This window comes from Marinobacter sp. W-8 (genome assembly GCF_044342215.1).
GTDB lineage: Bacteria > Pseudomonadota > Gammaproteobacteria > Pseudomonadales > Oleiphilaceae > Marinobacter > Marinobacter nauticus.
In genome coordinates this window covers 2,699,369-2,714,680 of sequence record NZ_CP172297.1, presented here as the reverse complement: position 1 = coordinate 2,714,680, position 15,312 = coordinate 2,699,369, and the positions used below count along the sequence as shown (strand labels likewise).

15 protein-coding genes are annotated in these 15,312 nt (G+C 58.3%); 11 read left to right on the top strand and 4 right to left on the bottom strand.

Annotated elements, in window-relative coordinates; translation table 11 throughout:
* Positions 1-102 precede the first annotated feature (102 nt).
* Positions 103-1,170: an EF-P beta-lysylation protein EpmB gene (gene epmB, locus ACF8YQ_RS12560; protein ID WP_396621579.1), complete on the bottom strand. Its 1,068-nt coding sequence runs from the start codon at positions 1,168-1,170 to the stop codon at positions 103-105.
* A 45-nt stretch (positions 1,171-1,215) separates the two neighbouring features.
* Here epmB and efp point away from each other — a divergent pair, with 45 nt between their 5' ends.
* Complete coding sequence (gene efp / locus ACF8YQ_RS12555) at positions 1,216-1,791, top strand: elongation factor P (protein ID WP_011786227.1); 576 nt, start codon at positions 1,216-1,218, stop codon at positions 1,789-1,791.
* Positions 1,792-1,800: 9 nt separating this feature from the next.
* Positions 1,801-2,769 carry an EF-P lysine aminoacylase EpmA gene (gene epmA / locus ACF8YQ_RS12550; RefSeq protein WP_396621578.1) on the top strand — a complete coding sequence of 323 codons (969 nt, stop codon included), beginning with the start codon at positions 1,801-1,803 and terminating at the stop codon, positions 2,767-2,769.
* A gap of 6 nt (positions 2,770-2,775) precedes the next feature.
* Here epmA and asd read toward each other — a convergent pair whose 3' ends face one another.
* Positions 2,776-3,636, bottom strand: coding sequence for an archaetidylserine decarboxylase (gene asd, locus ACF8YQ_RS12545; protein WP_396621577.1), 861 nt, complete (start codon positions 3,634-3,636; stop codon positions 2,776-2,778).
* 195 nt (positions 3,637-3,831) lie between these two features.
* Between asd and motA the strand changes: the two genes are divergently transcribed.
* Both motA and motB read left to right on the top strand, forming a co-directional pair.
* A complete protein-coding gene (gene motA, locus ACF8YQ_RS12540) occupies positions 3,832-4,683 on the top strand; it encodes a flagellar motor stator protein MotA (protein WP_396621576.1) in 852 nt (283 codons plus the stop codon).
* Positions 4,684-4,714: 31 nt separating this feature from the next.
* Positions 4,715-5,674, top strand: coding sequence for a flagellar motor protein MotB (gene motB / locus ACF8YQ_RS12535; protein ID WP_396621575.1), 960 nt, complete (start codon positions 4,715-4,717; stop codon positions 5,672-5,674).
* Between the two features lie 16 nt (positions 5,675-5,690).
* Here motB and rsgA read toward each other — a convergent pair whose 3' ends face one another.
* Positions 5,691-6,746, bottom strand: a complete 1,056-nt coding sequence (rsgA, locus tag ACF8YQ_RS12530; protein ID WP_183576505.1) for a small ribosomal subunit biogenesis GTPase RsgA — start codon at positions 6,744-6,746, stop codon at positions 5,691-5,693.
* Positions 6,747-6,851: 105 nt separating this feature from the next.
* Here rsgA and orn point away from each other — a divergent pair, with 105 nt between their 5' ends.
* The gene (gene orn / locus ACF8YQ_RS12525) at positions 6,852-7,394 is read left to right on the top strand and encodes an oligoribonuclease (protein ID WP_273030385.1); all 543 of its coding nucleotides are present in this window, start codon (positions 6,852-6,854) and stop codon (positions 7,392-7,394) included.
* Here the strand turns inward: orn and queG are convergent.
* Positions 7,389-8,477 carry a tRNA epoxyqueuosine(34) reductase QueG gene (gene queG, locus ACF8YQ_RS12520; RefSeq protein ID WP_226595641.1) on the bottom strand — a complete coding sequence of 363 codons (1,089 nt, stop codon included), beginning with the start codon at positions 8,475-8,477 and terminating at the stop codon, positions 7,389-7,391. The two genes, orn and queG, sit on opposite strands and share 6 nt — an antisense overlap.
* A gap of 136 nt (positions 8,478-8,613) precedes the next feature.
* Here queG and ACF8YQ_RS12515 point away from each other — a divergent pair, with 136 nt between their 5' ends.
* From ACF8YQ_RS12515 to hfq, 6 genes are read left to right on the top strand one after another with little or no spacing between them, the layout of a single operon-like run.
* Complete coding sequence (locus ACF8YQ_RS12515; protein WP_396621574.1) at positions 8,614-10,176, top strand: NAD(P)H-hydrate dehydratase; 1,563 nt, start codon at positions 8,614-8,616, stop codon at positions 10,174-10,176.
* Positions 10,173-10,670, top strand: a complete 498-nt coding sequence (tsaE, locus tag ACF8YQ_RS12510; protein ID WP_011786218.1) for a tRNA (adenosine(37)-N6)-threonylcarbamoyltransferase complex ATPase subunit type 1 TsaE — start codon at positions 10,173-10,175, stop codon at positions 10,668-10,670. Before ACF8YQ_RS12515 ends, tsaE begins: the two co-directional genes overlap by 4 nt.
* Positions 10,667-11,998, top strand: a complete 1,332-nt coding sequence (locus ACF8YQ_RS12505) for an N-acetylmuramoyl-L-alanine amidase (RefSeq protein WP_014422153.1) — start codon at positions 10,667-10,669, stop codon at positions 11,996-11,998. Before tsaE ends, ACF8YQ_RS12505 begins: the two co-directional genes overlap by 4 nt.
* A 20-nt stretch (positions 11,999-12,018) precedes the next feature.
* Entirely contained in the window at positions 12,019-13,908 is a 1,890-nt protein-coding gene (gene mutL / locus ACF8YQ_RS12500; RefSeq protein ID WP_014422152.1) for a DNA mismatch repair endonuclease MutL, read from the top strand.
* Positions 13,909-13,965: 57 nt separating this feature from the next.
* On the top strand, positions 13,966-14,955 hold the full coding sequence (gene miaA, locus ACF8YQ_RS12495; protein ID WP_396621573.1) for a tRNA (adenosine(37)-N6)-dimethylallyltransferase MiaA: 990 nt from the start codon (positions 13,966-13,968) through the stop codon (positions 14,953-14,955).
* 37 nt (positions 14,956-14,992) lie between these two features.
* Positions 14,993-15,244 (top strand): RNA chaperone Hfq, encoded by a 252-nt coding sequence (hfq, locus tag ACF8YQ_RS12490; RefSeq protein WP_011786214.1) that lies wholly within the window; start codon positions 14,993-14,995, stop codon positions 15,242-15,244.
* Positions 15,245-15,312 lie beyond the last annotated feature (68 nt).

The window sequence follows — 15,312 nt, the reverse complement described above, 5'->3', positions numbered from 1 at the left end:
TGGATATTGAACTTTAAGATAGCAAAGCAACGACAAAAAGCGAGAAAATCATGAGTTGACAATGTTTGACAAGTGAAAGTGGGCCAGCTTTTGCGACAGGTCTCACGAACCCAGGTCCAGCGGGGTCTTGCTGGCGCGGCCGGGAAGCTCCCGAACCAGCTTTGGAACCAGGAAACCGGGCAGATTTTCCAGCATTTCGTTAACAATCCGGATGGCCTCGGTGTCACTCACGGAAAAGTGCCGGGCACCGGAGACCGGATCAAAGGCGTGCAGGTAATAGGGCATAACGCCCGCCTCGAACAACGTCTCGCTCAAGGCCGAGAGTGTGGCGCTGCTGTCGTTAACGCCTTTGAGGATCACGCTCTGGTTCAGTAGCGTAACTCCGGCCTCGCTCAGGCGCCGGAACGCCTGGCGGGTGGCCTGATCGATTTCCGCCGGGTGATTCACGTGCACCACCAGGACCTTTTGCAGCCGGGTGCGGGACAGCCAGTCAATCAGGCTGTCGCATACGCGCTGTGGTATCACTGCGGGCAGACGGGAATGAATGCGCAACCGGCGAAGATGGGGGATGTCACCAAGTAGTTCCGCCCATTGCGAGAGCAGGCGGTCATTCACTGCCAGTGGGTCACCACCACTGAAAATCACTTCGTTGATTTCCGGGCTGGCGGACAGGCTGTCGATGACCTGGCGCCGGTCTTCCGGCCCAAGACGGTGATCGCCATAGGGAAAATGCCGACGAAAACAGTAGCGGCAATTGATAGCGCATTGTCCCGTGATCATGAGCAAGGCACGGCTGGTGTATTTGCGAATCAGGCCGGTGGTCTGGATGGCCGACGCCTCTTCCAGCGGGTCCGATACGAAATCCGGGTGAACTTCCGCCTCTTGGGTGACAGGAAGTACTTGCCGCAGCAAGGGGTCATCCGGGTTGCCTGGCTCAATCCGTGCCAGGTAGGGCTCGGGCACCCGGATCGGAAACTGTCTGTGGCCGCAGGCGGCGCCTCTTAACCAGTCCTCTGGAGCGAGCCCCAGCCGTTCCAGCAGTTGTTCCGGCGTAGTGACCGATTGACTCAGTATCTGTTGCCAGTCCGGTGTGTTGCCTGGTTCAACCCGAACCTCGGGTGCATGGCTGGCATCGCGGGCTTCTATACGGGCGGGGGTTCGCTGTATCATAGCGACCTTTGAAATTTTAACGACAGTCTGTCAGGTGGACATTTCATGGCTTCATATTCTACCAACGAATTTCGCAGCGGTCTCAAGGTTTTGCTGGATGGCGACCCTTGTATCATGCTCGAGAACGAATTCGTCAAGCCGGGCAAGGGCCAGGCATTCAACCGGGTTAAGCTGCGCAATCTCATGACCAACAGGGTCTGGGAGCGTACCTTCAAGTCCGGCGAATCCCTGGAAGCAGCCGACGTTGTCGAACAGGACATGGAATACCTGTATACCGATGGCGAGTTCTGGCACTTCATGTTGACCGATGGCTCATTCGAACAGTATGCGGCCGATGCCAAGGCGGTTGGCGATACCGTCAAGTGGCTGAAAGAGCAGGACGTTTACACCGTGACTTTGTACAACGGCGCGCCGCTGACGGTGACCCCGCCGAACTTTGTCGAGCTGGAAGTGGTTGATACCGATCCCGGCATGAAAGGCGATACGGCCCAGGGCGGCTCCAAGCCCGCGACCCTGTCTACCGGTGCCGTTGTGAACGTGCCCCTGTTTATCACCATTGGTGAAGTGCTGAAGGTTGATACCCGCTCCGGTGAATACGTCAACCGTGTCAAAAGCAGCTGATCATCGATCATGACTGAGTGCCCTGTCTGGCAGCCTGCTGCCGCCCGGGCCGTTCTGGAAAGCCGCGCACAGCTTCTGGCCCACGTGCGCGGCTTTTTTTCTGAGCGGCAGGTGCTGGAGGTGGAAACACCGGTGCTGGGACGCCACGGTGTAACCGACCTCAATCTCGACGGCATTCCCGCTGCGGTTGACGCCGGCGGCGTTCAGGGGGGGTGGTTGCAGACCTCCCCTGAGTATCACATGAAGCGGCTGCTGGCCGCAGGTTCAGGATCAATATTCCAGATTGCCCGGGTGTTTCGTAACGGTGAGCGCGGCAAACGTCACAATCCGGAATTCTCCATGCTGGAGTGGTACCGCGTTGGCTTTGACGATCAACAACTGATGCGGGAAGTCGCAGATCTGGTCTGTGGCTGGCTGGAGTGCTCGCCGCCGGTAACCGTAAGCTACCGTGAGGCGATGCAGTCCATTGCGGGTATCGACCCGATGACCATCACCGACCGGGACCTTGAACGCTACTGTGAACAGTGGCTGGAGCCGGAACAGCTGGCCGGCCTCGGCCGGGATGGCTGCCTGGATCTGGTGATGAGTTTCGTGGTGGAACCGGAATTGGGCCGAGAGCAACCGGTTTTCATTAACCGCTATCCCGCCTCTCAGGCCGCTCTGGCACGCATCTCTGAGCATCAGGGCTATAAAGTGGCGCACCGGTTTGAGCTCTACATCAATGGTCTCGAGCTGTGTAACGGTTACTGGGAGTTGACGGATCCGGCCGATCAGCGAGCCCGTTTTGCCGCGGATAACCGGCTCCGGCGTGCCAGTGGCAAGCCGGAGATGGCAATAGACGATGCTTTTCTGGCGGCGCTGGATAACGGCTTGCCGGACTGCGCGGGTGTGGCTCTGGGCCTGGACCGGCTGCTGATGCTCAAGCTTGGCAGTACCGATATCCGGGACGTTCTCGCGTTTCCGATTGAGCGGGCCTGAGCCTTGCTATTCGACGTGTAGTTTGCCGAAGGCTTCGCCCAACTGAACGGTCTTTTCGGCCACCTGGTTCGGTTGCCATTTAACTGCACCCTTGGGCATCACCAGCACGACGGTTGAGCCCAGGCGGAAACGGCCCATTTCCTGACCTTTTTCAAACTGAACGGCATCGTCTCCGCGGTACTGCCATTGTGTGACTTTGCCGGAATTGGGCGCTACCACGCCGGCCCAGGTGGTTTCCACGCTGCCTACAATCATCGCGCCGACCAATACCATAGCCATGGGGCCCGCCTCGGTGTCGAACAGGCAAGCCACCCGTTCGTTTCGGGCGAACAGGTTCGGCACATTTTCGGCGGTTACCGGATTGACTGAGAACAGCTTCCCGGGTACGTAGACCATTTCTTTCAGGGTGCCAGCCATGGGCATGTGAATACGGTGGTAATCCTTGGGCGACAGGTAAATAGTGGCGAACTCGCCTTCCCGGAAGGGCTCGGCCCGTTCGTCATCGCCGCCGAGCAGTTCAGTGAGGCTGAATGACTGTCCCTTGGCCTGGAATACACGGTCTGTGCTGATCTGGCCAATCTGGCTGATGGCGCCGTCCACCGGACTGACGAGGGTGCTCGGATCAGGATCAATGGTACGCGCGCCGGACTTGAGTGCACGGGTAAAAAACGCGTTGAATGTGGGGTAGGCGGTAAAATCCGGCTCGGCGGCCTCGCTCATGTTCACGCCATAGCGGCCGATAAACCATTTGATCACACGGTTTTTCAGGGCGGGAGTGCTCTCGCTGTCGGCCAGACGGCCGGCCAGACGGGAAACCGCCAGCTGGGGTGTGACGTATTGGCTAAGAACAAACAGTTTATCAAGCATTCCGGGAGACTCTTGCGATCATAAAGCGCGGTAGTTTACCAAACCCGGCGCAGTGTATAGAAATTGTTTCACATCTTCGCTGTTACGGTTGATGCTTGCTATTATCAGATCACATTTTGGGTGTTCCCGGCTGAGCCAGCTTCGGGTAGTAACCGGCCCCGGCCGTTAACCAGACAAAAGGCGTGCATAGTCACCATGTTATTGATTATTGGAGCTGTGGTCGTTGTTGCGAGCGTTCTGGGAGGATACGTTCTGCACGGCGGCAATCTGGCAGTCTTGTGGCAGCCGACCGAGATTCTGATCATTGGTGGAGCGGCTGTCGGCTCGTTTGTAATTGCCAATCCGATGCATACGGTCAAAGAGGTGTTTCAGGGCTGTCTTCGTTTGCTCACCGGTTCCCCTTTCAATAAATCCTATTACATGGACCTGCTCAGCCTGCTCTACGAGATCTTCGACAAATCGCGCAAGCAGGGTGTTATGGCTATCGAAGAGGATATCGATAATCCGGAGTCGAGCCAGATTTTCAGCCGTTACCCCGCGATCATGAAGTCCAAACACCTGTTGGATTTCATTACCGATTACCTGCGCATTATCAGTTCCGGCAACATGGCCCCTCATGAGCTCGAAGGCATGATGGAGAACGAGATTGACAGTCGCCAGCATGAGCTGGAAGAGCCCGCCCACGCGGTAAACAAGATCGCCGATGCCTTGCCGGGCCTGGGCATCGTGGCGGCAGTACTGGGCATCGTGATCACCATGAACTTCCTGACGGAGGGGCCGGAAAAGATAGGTTTGAGTGTGGCGGCGGCTCTGGTGGGTACTTTTCTGGGTATCTGGATGGGTTACGGCTTTGTGGGCCCAACGTCGATCGCACTGGAACATTCGGCCAAGTACGAACTGAAGGCCTACGAATGCGTAAAGTCTGCCATCGTCGCCACCGTCTCTGGCCAAGCGCCGCAGATGGCAATCGAGTTCGGGCGCAAGGCGCTGCCTACCGAAAAGCGGCCAGGCTTCCAGGAACTGAATGATCACGTCCGTTCGAAATAACGGCACCCCCTGTTAACGCCCGGAGTTCGTTGTGGAAGAGCAGCCGATCATCATCAAACGCAAGAAGAAGGTTGTCGGCGGGCATCACGGCGGCTCCTGGAAAGTGGCGTTTGCCGATTTTGCGACCGCCATGATGGCGTTTTTTCTGGTGCTCTGGCTGACGGCGACGGCAACTCCAGAGCAGAAGCTGGCGGTAGAAGGCTACTTCAAGGACCCTGTGGGCTTTACCGAGGGCGGCTCGCCCAATCCGGTTGATCTTGAGGGCAGTGCTTCGGTCATTGAAGAAGCCACCCAGGATCAGGAGGCCAGTACCATCCAGATAGAAGATGAGGTGGTGGACGAGCTCGCAGACACTCTGGAACAGCGCAGAATGCAGGAGCTATTCCAGGAGTTACAGGAGCGGATTGAACAGAATGAAACCCTGCAGGAGTTCAAGGACCAGTTACTGATCGACATCACCGATGAGGGCCTGAGGATTCAGATTGTAGACCGGTCTGGTCGGCCCATGTTCGACAGTGGTCGTGCGGAGCTGAAGTACTACTCTCAGGACATTCTGTTTGAACTGGCCAAGACCCTGGGGTCAGTCAACAACAAGCTTAGTATTACCGGCCATACCGATGCCACGCCGTTCAGTGGCCGGCCGGGTTACACCAACTGGGAGTTGTCGGCTGACCGTGCCAATACCGCGCGGCGAGCACTGGTTGCCGGTGGCGTCCGGCTGGAGCAGATCGCCCGGGTGGTGGGGTTAAGTGATTCTGTGCTGTTCGACAAGGACAACCCCACGGCTCCGGTGAACCGCCGCATTTCCATTATTGTCCTGAACAAAAAGACCGCCGACAGTATTGAGACCGGGGCCGGGCGTTCTGACCAGCCGTTGATTGATCTCACTCGGCCGACGGAGGAGCAGGAACAGCAGGCTCGGGAGCAGCTGGAAGGTGGCGACTGGTTCCAACCGAAAGAAGAGCCCGCTCCGGGTGAGCTGAATTGGTAGCGTTGGTTCTGTGGGTTCAGGTGAGCTTGAGACCACGAGCCTGCTGATCGGTCATATCCTGAAGGATGCGATGAAAGCTCTTCAGGCGTTCCGCTGAAATCTCGCCAGCCTCGGCTGCTGCGTCCAGAGCGCAGCCCGGATCTCCCATGTGCCGGCAATTGCGGAACTTGCAGAGCCCGATCAGCGGCCGGATTTCCCGAAAGCCGTATTCCACTTCCTGGGGCGTCATGTGCCAGAGACCGAACTCCCGGATACCCGGAGAATCGATCAGATCGCCCCCCCCGGGCAGGTGGAACAGTTTTGCCGTGGTGGTGGTATGCACGCCTTTGCCGGTACTCTCGGAGACCGCGCCCACCCGTAGCAGTTCATCCGGTAACAGTGTCTGAATGATGGAAGACTTGCCCACGCCGGACTGGCCCACAAAGACGCTGGTCTGATTCCGCACCAGAGCTTCTACTTCCGGGGCTGGCGTGCCGGCGGTTTCTGCGGCTGAAGTGCGCGCCACCTCATAGCCCAGCGCCTGATATCTGGCCAGCAGGGCTTCGATCTGATCCCGGTTGTCGTCGTTAATCAGATCTGTCTTGTTCAGCAGGATGACCGCCGGAATGTCAGAGCTTTCAGACGCCACCAGATAACGATCGATCAGGTTATCGTGGGGCTCGGGCTCCGGGGCAATGACCAGAATGATATGGTCGATATTGGCGGCCACTGGTTTTAGCGCGCCAAAGTTGTCCGGGCGCTGCAGCAGGTTTTCCCGTTCACAGCGGGCGACAATCACGCCGGTTTTGCTTTTGCCCGGTCGCCAGACCACTCGGTCTCCGGTCACCAGGCTGTCAATGTTGGCCCGGACAAAGCAGCGGAACACCTGCCCGGATTCCGGGCCTTCAAGCGCCTCGATATCCAGTTGCTGGCCGTAGTGGGCAATCACCAGTCCATTCTGCTCAGGGCCAAGCTCACCGGCGGCGGCTTGTTCTTCCACCGCTTTTTCCTTGCGCGCAGCCCTCACCGTCCGTTCTTTCTGGATCTTTTCGATGCGCCATTGCTGGCGTTTGTTCAATCGTCGTTTTGCCATCTGCGTTCAATCGGTTAACCGGCGTTTGGGTATCACATCATACGTGAATCGTGGACAATACACAGAACTTCATCCACCCGACAAAACGGCATAGGTAACAGCGAGATGAGTAACGGCGACCGCCTGATCTGGATTGACCTGGAAATGACCGGCCTGGACCCCGAGCAAGAACGCATTATCGAGATGGCCAGCATCATCACCGACTCCCAGCTGAATATCGTGGCAGAGGGGCCGGTGATTGCCATTCACCAGCCTGACAGCCTGCTGGAGCAGATGGATGAATGGTGCACCCGCACCCATGGTGCCAGTGGTCTGACCCAACGGGTCAAAGAGAGTACCATCAGTGAGGCAGAGGCCGAGCAGCAAACCCTGGATTTTCTGGGCAAACATCTGGAACCCGGAACATCCCCGCTCTGCGGTAACAGTATCGGTCAGGACCGGCGGTTTCTGGTGAAGTACATGCCCAAACTGGAAGCCTTCTTCCACTACCGCAATCTCGATGTCTCAACGGTAAAGGAGCTGGCCCGCCGCTGGCGCCCGGACGTGCTGGAAGGAGTCAAGAAACAGGGCAGTCATCTGGCTCTGGACGATATCCGTGACTCCATCAATGAACTGCGTCACTACCGGGATCATTTCTTCAAGCTATAGTCCGTGCTGTTTCAAGGCCCAGGCCACGTGCTCGCGGACCAGTTCCGACGGGTGGTCGGCCCGGGCTTTGAGTGCCTCCACCACCGGAATGGTGCTGGGGGCGTTGCCCAGTCCCACCGCCAGATTCCTGAGCCAGTTTTCATAGCCGGTGCGCCGGATTGCTGACCCTTCCGTGCGCTTCAGAAACTCCTGCTCGGTCCACAGGAACAGCTCCGCCAGGGATGAATTGTCCAGGCCATGCCTGGGCTTGAAGTCTTCCTCGTCGGTAGGTTTGTTGAACTTGTTCCAGGGGCAGACCAACTGACAATCGTCGCAGCCGAATACCCGGTTGCCCATTTGGGAACGCAGCTCTTCCGGAATCGGCCCCTTCAGTTCAATGGTGAGATAGCTGATACAGCGCCGGGCATCCAGTAAGTGAGGGCCTACAAAGGCATTGGTCGGGCAGATGTCCAGGCAGGCAGCGCAAGAGCCGCAGTGTTGGCTGTCGAACGGTGCATCCAGGGGCAGGGGCGCACTGGTGAAGATTTCTCCCAGAAAAAAGAACGAACCGGCTTTGGGGTGAATCAGCATGTTGTTTTTGCCAATCCAACCCAGTCCGGCCCGTTGCGCCAGTCCTCGCTCAAGTACCGGCGCGCTGTCGACAAATGCCCGGTAGTCATAGCCGCTGACAGCCTCGTCAATCCATTTTGCCAGCGTGGCCAGGCGTTTGCGCATCAGTTTGTGGTAGTCGCGCCCCAGGGCGTAGCGAGTAACGTAGGCCCGTTCCCGGTCAGTAAGCACTTGTTTCGGGTTGTCTGGTGCTGGCAGGTAATCCAGTCGGACGGAAATGACGCGGGTGGTCCCGGGTACCAGGGAGTCGGGTGTGTAACGTTTGTCGCCATGGTCGGCCATGTAGGCCATCTGGCCGTGGTAACCTGCTGCCAGCCAGCGCTGAAGACGTTCTGCGTGAGGCCCCGTCTCCGCCCGGGTAATCCCGGCATCGGAAAAGCCCAGCTCCCGTGCCCACCGGCGGATCTGTTCGGGCAGGTCCGCGAGCTCTGTATGGAGCGTTTCTGAAGCTGGGTGTTCTGGAGTAACGGCCATAGTGGACTGCTGGCAGGTGCGGCCCTGCGAAGATTTAATTTGATTAAGTTATGACCTTTTTTCCTGTTTTGCTATGCTTTACAGGTATCTGGCCAATTTTCTTAAACCGGTTTCTGTATCTGGGAGTTCCCGGCAAATGCCCTCTGTTTCCGAGCACAGTCTACCAGAAGCGCTCTATTCCGCCGACTCGGTGCGGGCGATGGATCGCTATCTGATTGAACAGCAGGGGGTGGATGGCTTCGAATTGATGCAAACGGCAGCTAGATCGGCGTTCCGCGATCTGGTGGCATTCTGGCCTGGTGCGCAGCCTGTGCTTGTGTTGTGCGGAGCTGGCAATAATGGCGGTGATGGTTACCTGGTGGCCGCCAACGCTAAGCGTCATGGCATTGATGCGGCGTGTGTTGCCGTGGCGCCGACGGAAAAGCTCACGGGCGACGCCCGGTCTGCGTGCCAGAAAGCCCGGGCCGATGGTGTCGAGATTCTTGAAGGCAGTGCCCTGTCCGATGCCGATTTGCAAGCGCGGATGGATAGCGCTGCGGTGGTGGTAGATGCCATGCTCGGTACCGGAGTAACCGGCGCGCCCAGGGAGCCCTTTGCCAATGTTATTGGTCAGTTGAACCAATCCGGAAAGCCTGTATTGGCGGTGGATTTGCCGTCCGGCCTGGATGCCACAACCGGTGCCGCGACAGGGGATGTGGTGCATGCCGATGTGACGGTCACTTTTATCGGCGCCAAGACTGGCCTCTTCACCGGCGCAGGCGCGGGTGTCTGTGGTCAGGTAATGTTTGAAGCGCTGGGGGCGATTAACGCCGGTCAGCAGAGCGGGGAAATGCCCTTGGCCGAGCTTTATCCCTGGGCGCGATGCCAGTCCTGGTTGCCGGAACGCCCCGCTAACGCCCACAAGGGCATGTTCGGTCATGTCCTGGTGGTGGCGGGAGATCACGGTTTCGGCGGGGCGGGTATCATGGCTGCAGAGGCGGCCTCCAGGGCCGGCGCCGGGTTGGTGTCATTGGCCACCCGGCCGGAATACGTTACCGCTGCGCTGGCTCGTTGTCCGTCGTTGATGGTCAGGGGTGTAACCCACGGGTCTGAGTTGCCGGCTTTACTGGAGAAACCCGATGTCGTGGTCTGCGGACCCGGGATCGGCCAGTCCGCCTGGGGACAGCAAATGCTGCAGCAGGTTATTGCCAGTGGCAAGCCCAGAGTGTTGGACGCAGATGCACTCAACATCATGGCCGACCGCGCCCCGGCGCCGGCGGACAACCATGTGCTGACGCCCCACCCGGGAGAAGCGGCCAGGCTGCTGGGCTGCAGTGTTCAGGAAGTCGAGGCGGACAGGATGGGAGCGGCAGCACGCATACAGAAGCTGTGGCATGGCATTGTCCTGCTCAAAGGTGCGGGTACGGTTGTTGCCACCGGCAGCGGAGTGCCCGGCATAATACCGGGCGGTAATCCGGGGATGGCGACAGGGGGCATGGGCGATGTGCTGTCGGGCATCCTGGGGGCATTTCTCGGGCAAATTCCGTCCGCCCGTCAGGCGGTAATGGCTTCAGCGGCTTTACATCTGGCGGCCGCGGATGAGGCGGGGCAGAATAAAGGCTATATGGGGCTGCTCCCGGCTGATGTGATCGAAGCCGTGCCACAGGTGCTGGTAAGGTCGGAGCGGCCTGAATGTTTTAGTGACCGGGGGAATCGATGAGTATTTTTGGTAATGAACGCCGGTTGTTTCTGGAAGATGAGGCCGAGACGGAAAAACTTGGTGGTGAGTTGGCCCGGTTGGCCAGTCATGCCCGGGAAGGCCTCACCGTTTTTCTCGACGGCGAATTGGGGATGGGCAAGACGACCCTGAGCCGTGGTGTTATGAGAGGGCTTGGCCACGAGGGTGCCGTCAAGAGCCCGACCTATACACTGGTTGAACCCTACGAACACCTGGAACCACCGGTGTACCATTTTGATCTGTACCGGCTGGGTGACCCCGAGGAACTGGAATACATGGGAATCCGGGATTATTTTGCCAGCCAGAGCATCCGGATTATTGAGTGGCCGGAGCGTGGTCAGGGAGTCTTGCCTGATCCGGATCTGGAAATCCATCTTGAACGGGAAGGTCAGGGGCGCTCTGTGGTATTGCGCGCCCGTTCGGAGCTTGGGGCTTCCTTGCTTAATGAAATAGAACTGATAGGGCCGGATTCATGAAAATCTTGGTGATTATGGCGCTGTTACTTTCAGCCAGTACAGTTTTGGCCGGTACCCGTGTCGAGGGGGTGCGTTTGTGGCCGGCTCCGGATCATACCCGCCTGGTGCTGGACACTGCCGGTCTGGTTGAGCACAACGTATTCTCTCTGAGTGGACCGTCCCGGCTGGTTATTGATCTGAAGGATGCTGCTCTCGGCACGGATTTCAGCAAGGTCGACCTTTCCGGCAGTCCCATTCAGCGTATTCGCAGCGCGCCAAGGAATGGTAACGATTTGCGGGTGGTGCTGGATCTGAAAAGTGATATCAAGCCTCGCAGCTTTGTGCTGGAGCCGAATCAGCAGTATGGCCATCGTCTGGTGGTCGATTTGATTGACGAACAGGGCAGCCGTCTCGATCGGGCGACGAGCCCGACGGTGACCCAGGATTCTGCCGGTAAGCGTGACATTATCGTGGTTATCGACGCCGGTCATGGCGGCGAAGATCCGGGCGCAATCGGGCCCCGGGGGACCCGGGAAAAGGATGTCGTGCTGAGAATGGCAAAGCGTCTGGCCGATCTGATCAACCAGCAGAAAGGGTTCACTGCCAAGCTTACTCGGACAGGCGATTATTACGTGGGCTTGCGGAACCGCACCTTGCTGGCCCGCAAGTACAACGCGGATCTGTTCGTGTCGGTGCACGCCGATGCCTTCAGAACGCCGCAGCCACGGGGAGCATCCGTCTTCGCGCTGTCTCAGCGCGGTGCCACCAGTGAAACGGCTCGATGGCTCGCCCAGAGCGAGAACCGTTCAGATTTGATCGGTGGTGCCGGCGGTGTCTCTCTGGATGGCCGTGATGACATGCTGGCCGGGGTATTGCTGGATCTCTCCATGACCGCAAGTATCAACGCCAGTCTGGGGGTTGGAGATTCCGTGCTGGGCCGGTTGGGCCGTGTGGCCAAGCTTCACAAACAGGGGGTGGAGCAGGCGGCATTTGTGGTTTTGAAGTCGCCGGACATCCCCTCGATTCTGGTGGAGGCCGGTTTCATCTCGAATCCGACCGAAGAGAAGAATCTTGCGTCCGAGTGGTACCGCAACAAGCTGGCCAACGCCATTTTCGATGGCATCGAGCAGTATTTTCGTCGCACACCACCTCCCGGCACTTTGCTGGCCTGGGAAAAACAGCAAAACCGGGGTGGCACCGACGTCAGCCAGTACCGGATACAGCGAGGTGATACTCTCTCGGGCGTTGCCCGGGAGAATCAGACCACCGTCAGCGAGCTGATGCGCTTTAACGGGATGAACGATGATCGTGTTATGGTAGGGCAAACCATTCGCATCCCCTCATCCTGATCAAGAGGTAGTCCCCGGATATGCCCCACATCCAGTTACTGTCCCCCCGGCTTGCCAACCAGATTGCTGCCGGGGAGGTGGTAGAACGTCCTGCTTCTGTTGTTAAAGAGCTGGTTGAAAATGCCCTGGATGCCGGGGCCTCGCGCGTCGATGTGGAGATCGAGCAGGGTGGGGCAAAACTGATCCGGGTGCGTGACGACGGCTCCGGTATTGAAGAGGCGGACCTGCCTCTGGCCCTGAGCCGGCATGCCACCAGCAAAATCCTGACCCTGGATGATCTTGAGGCTGTGGCCTCTCTGGGATTCCGGGGTGAGGCATTGGCCAGTATCAGCTCCGTGTCACGCCTGACCCTCACCTCCCGTACCGAGTTGCAGGAAGCGGCGGCCCGTGTTGAGGTGGAAGGCCGCGACATGGATGCTCGCATCTCACCGGCGGCCCATCCCGTGGGTACCACGGTTGAAGTGAGGGATCTGTTCTTCAATACTCCTGCCCGCCGCAAATTCCTGCGCACGGAAAAAACCGAATTCAACCACGTTGAAGAGTGTGTTCGCCGTCAGGCTCTGAGTCGGTTCGATACCGGTTTTACCCTGCGTCATAACCAGAGAGTGGTGCAAAGCCTGCGCCCTGCTGAGACGGATCTGGACAAGGAACGTCGGATTGGTTCGCTGTGTGGCCAGCAGTTTATCGACAATGCGGTGGTTATTGATGCCGAGGCCACCGGGTTGCGCCTTTGGGGTTGGGTGGCGCTGCCGACCTTTTCCCGCAGTCAGGCAGATCTGCAGTACTTTTTTGTGAATGGCCGGGTGATCCGGGACAAACTGGTCGCCCATGCAGTTCGCCAGGCCTACCGGGACGTTCTGTACAACAACCGTCACCCTGCATTTGTGCTGTACCTGGAGGTAGATCCGGCTACGGTGGATGTCAACGTTCACCCAACCAAGCATGAGGTTCGGTTCCGCGACGGCCGGCTGGTTCACGATTTTATTTTCCGGACTCTGCATCGAGCCCTGGCGGATGTACGCCCGGACGATCATCTCCGTGGGGCGGCGGCCCAATCCTTTGGTCGTGAGTCTGCGGTTGTTGAACCCGAGCATTCGGCTGGCGGTTTCAGTGCCCCGGGTACATCGGGACCCTGGCCCACACAGTCACGCACTGAGGCTTATCCGTCGTCGCCCGGGCAGTCACCCCAGCAGGAGTGGCGGGCCAGTGATCAGATGGCGTTTTACCAGTCGTTGAATGAGGGTGGCGGTGTTTCAACACCCGTTGCCCGGGCAGAAATGCCAGCGGCGTCAGCTTCGGTTACGCCGCCCAGGGATGATGCGGAAGAGCCGCCACTGGGTTATGCGATTGCCCAGCTGCACGGAATCTACATTCTGGCCCAGAGCCGTGCCGGCCTGATCGTGGTGGATATGCATGCCGCCCATGAGCGTATTACTTATGAGCGCATGAAGCGGGCCCTGGTCGAACAGGATCTTAAGAGCCAGCCTTTGCTGGTGCCCCTGTCACTGGCAGTGAGCCAGAAAGAGGCGGCGCTTGCGGAGAGCCATGGTGAAGAGCTGCAGCACCTTGGTCTGCAGATTGAGCGTATCGGGCCAGAGACGTTGGCAGTGCGGCAGATCCCGGCATTGCTCCGAGGGGCAGACACTGAGCAGCTGGTGCGCGATGTGCTGGCGGATTTGATTGAGCACGGCCAGAGTGATCGGGTTGAAGCGGTCACCCATGAATTGCTTGGCACCATGGCTTGCCATGGTTCGGTACGGGCAAACCGGCAACTCACCATTCCGGAAATGAATTCGTTGCTTCGCGATATGGAAGCAACAGAGCGCAGCGGGCAGTGCAACCACGGCCGCCCGACCTGGACACTGGTCACCCTGTCTGAGCTGGACAAGCTGTTTTTGCGGGGGCGCTGACCGGTGATTCCTGATAACGGCCCCGAACAACCTCCACTGCCTCCAGCGATCTTTCTGATGGGGCCGACCGCGTCTGGCAAGACCGATCTTGCCATTGAGCTCTGCCGTCTACTGCCCTGCGAGATCATCAGTGTGGACTCCGCCATGATCTATCGGGGCATGGATATCGGCACCGCCAAGCCTTCGGCTGAGGAGCTTGCCCTGGCGCCACACCGGCTGATTGATATCTGTGATCCGGCGGACACCTATTCCGCGGCTGATTTTCGCCGCGATGGGTTGGCGGCCATGAGCGAGATATCTGGCCGTGGCCGGATCCCGTTGCTGGTGGGCGGCACCATGATGTACTTCAAGGCATTACTGCATGGCATGTCTAATCTGCCGTCGGCAAGTCCGGAGCTGCGGGCAGAGATCGAGCGGGAAGCCGAATGCGATGGCTGGGACACGCTGCATCAGGAATTGGCAGACAAAGATCCGGAGGCCGCTCGCCTGATTCATCCCAATAATCGTCAGCGCCTGATGCGGGCCATTGAAGTGATTCGGCTCACAAATAAGCCGATCTCCTCGTTCTGGAAGTCAGAATCGGGAACTTCCGGGCAACAGCGGCAGTCTGGTATTGAGGATTACACGTATTTTACCAGCTGGCAGGCAGACGAAAGCGCTGGCCTGCCGTATACTGTTTTTCAGTTTGCCCTGGCGCCTGCCGAGCGCTCTGTGCTGCATTCGCGGATACAGAAACGGTTTCTGGCAATGCTGGAAGCAGGCTTCCTTGATGAAGTCCGTGCCTTGATGGCGCGAGGTGATCTCAGCCCCGATCTTCCCTCGATGCGTTGCGTGGGTTATCGACAGGCCTGGGATTACCTGTCAGGCAACGAGGATTACGACAGCTTTGTTGCCAAGGGCGTTGCCGCCACCCGTCAGTTGGCGAAACGGCAGCTTACCTGGTTGCGAAAATGGCGAGATGTGCACTGGCTGGACTCCGCCGACCCGCAAGTGGTGCTGGATACCTTGAAAAAATCCGGGCTTCACACCACATTTAACGTTGAATAATGACGATCTGCATTTACTTATAAACAGGAGAAAACACATGTCAAAAGGGCACTCTTTACAAGACCCTTACCTCAATGCCTTGCGCAAGGAACGCATTCCGGTTTCCATCTTTCTGGTCAATGGTATCAAGCTTCAGGGCCAGATTGAGTCTTTTGACCAGTTCGTGATTCTTCTCAAGAACACGGTGAGCCAGATGGTTTACAAGCACGCTATTTCCACTGTGGTTCCTGCTCGTAACGTCCGGCTACCGCAGCAGAACCCGGCAGGTGAAGGTGAGTCTGAAGACTGATAACGCCTGCTTTTCCCGCTTTCACACCCGCGCTCCAGGACAGCCTATGTGCTTGAATGGTCGCGGGT

Excerpts from the sequence above, each read along its gene's own strand:
- queG (WP_226595641.1), bottom strand. The coding sequence starts at position 8,477 with ATGGCCGTTACTCCAGAACACCCAGCTTCAGAAACGCTCCATACAGAG.
- epmB (WP_396621579.1), bottom strand. The coding sequence starts at position 1,170 with ATGATACAGCGAACCCCCGCCCGTATAGAAGCCCGCGATGCCAGCCAT.
- rsgA (WP_183576505.1), bottom strand. The coding sequence starts at position 6,746 with ATGGCAAAACGACGATTGAACAAACGCCAGCAATGGCGCATCGAAAAG.
- efp (WP_011786227.1), top strand. The coding sequence starts at position 1,216 with ATGGCTTCATATTCTACCAACGAATTTCGCAGCGGTCTCAAGGTTTTG.
- tsaE (WP_011786218.1), top strand. The coding sequence starts at position 10,173 with ATGAGTATTTTTGGTAATGAACGCCGGTTGTTTCTGGAAGATGAGGCC.
- motA (WP_396621576.1), top strand. The coding sequence starts at position 3,832 with ATGTTATTGATTATTGGAGCTGTGGTCGTTGTTGCGAGCGTTCTGGGA.
- miaA (WP_396621573.1), top strand. The coding sequence starts at position 13,966 with ATGGGGCCGACCGCGTCTGGCAAGACCGATCTTGCCATTGAGCTCTGC.
- hfq (WP_011786214.1), top strand. The coding sequence starts at position 14,993 with ATGTCAAAAGGGCACTCTTTACAAGACCCTTACCTCAATGCCTTGCGC.
- mutL (WP_014422152.1), top strand. The coding sequence starts at position 12,019 with ATGCCCCACATCCAGTTACTGTCCCCCCGGCTTGCCAACCAGATTGCT.
- epmA (WP_396621578.1), top strand. The coding sequence starts at position 1,801 with ATGACTGAGTGCCCTGTCTGGCAGCCTGCTGCCGCCCGGGCCGTTCTG.
- ACF8YQ_RS12505 (WP_014422153.1), top strand. The coding sequence starts at position 10,667 with ATGAAAATCTTGGTGATTATGGCGCTGTTACTTTCAGCCAGTACAGTT.
- orn (WP_273030385.1), top strand. The coding sequence starts at position 6,852 with ATGAGTAACGGCGACCGCCTGATCTGGATTGACCTGGAAATGACCGGC.
- asd (WP_396621577.1), bottom strand. The coding sequence starts at position 3,636 with ATGCTTGATAAACTGTTTGTTCTTAGCCAATACGTCACACCCCAGCTG.
- ACF8YQ_RS12515 (WP_396621574.1), top strand. The coding sequence starts at position 8,614 with ATGCCCTCTGTTTCCGAGCACAGTCTACCAGAAGCGCTCTATTCCGCC.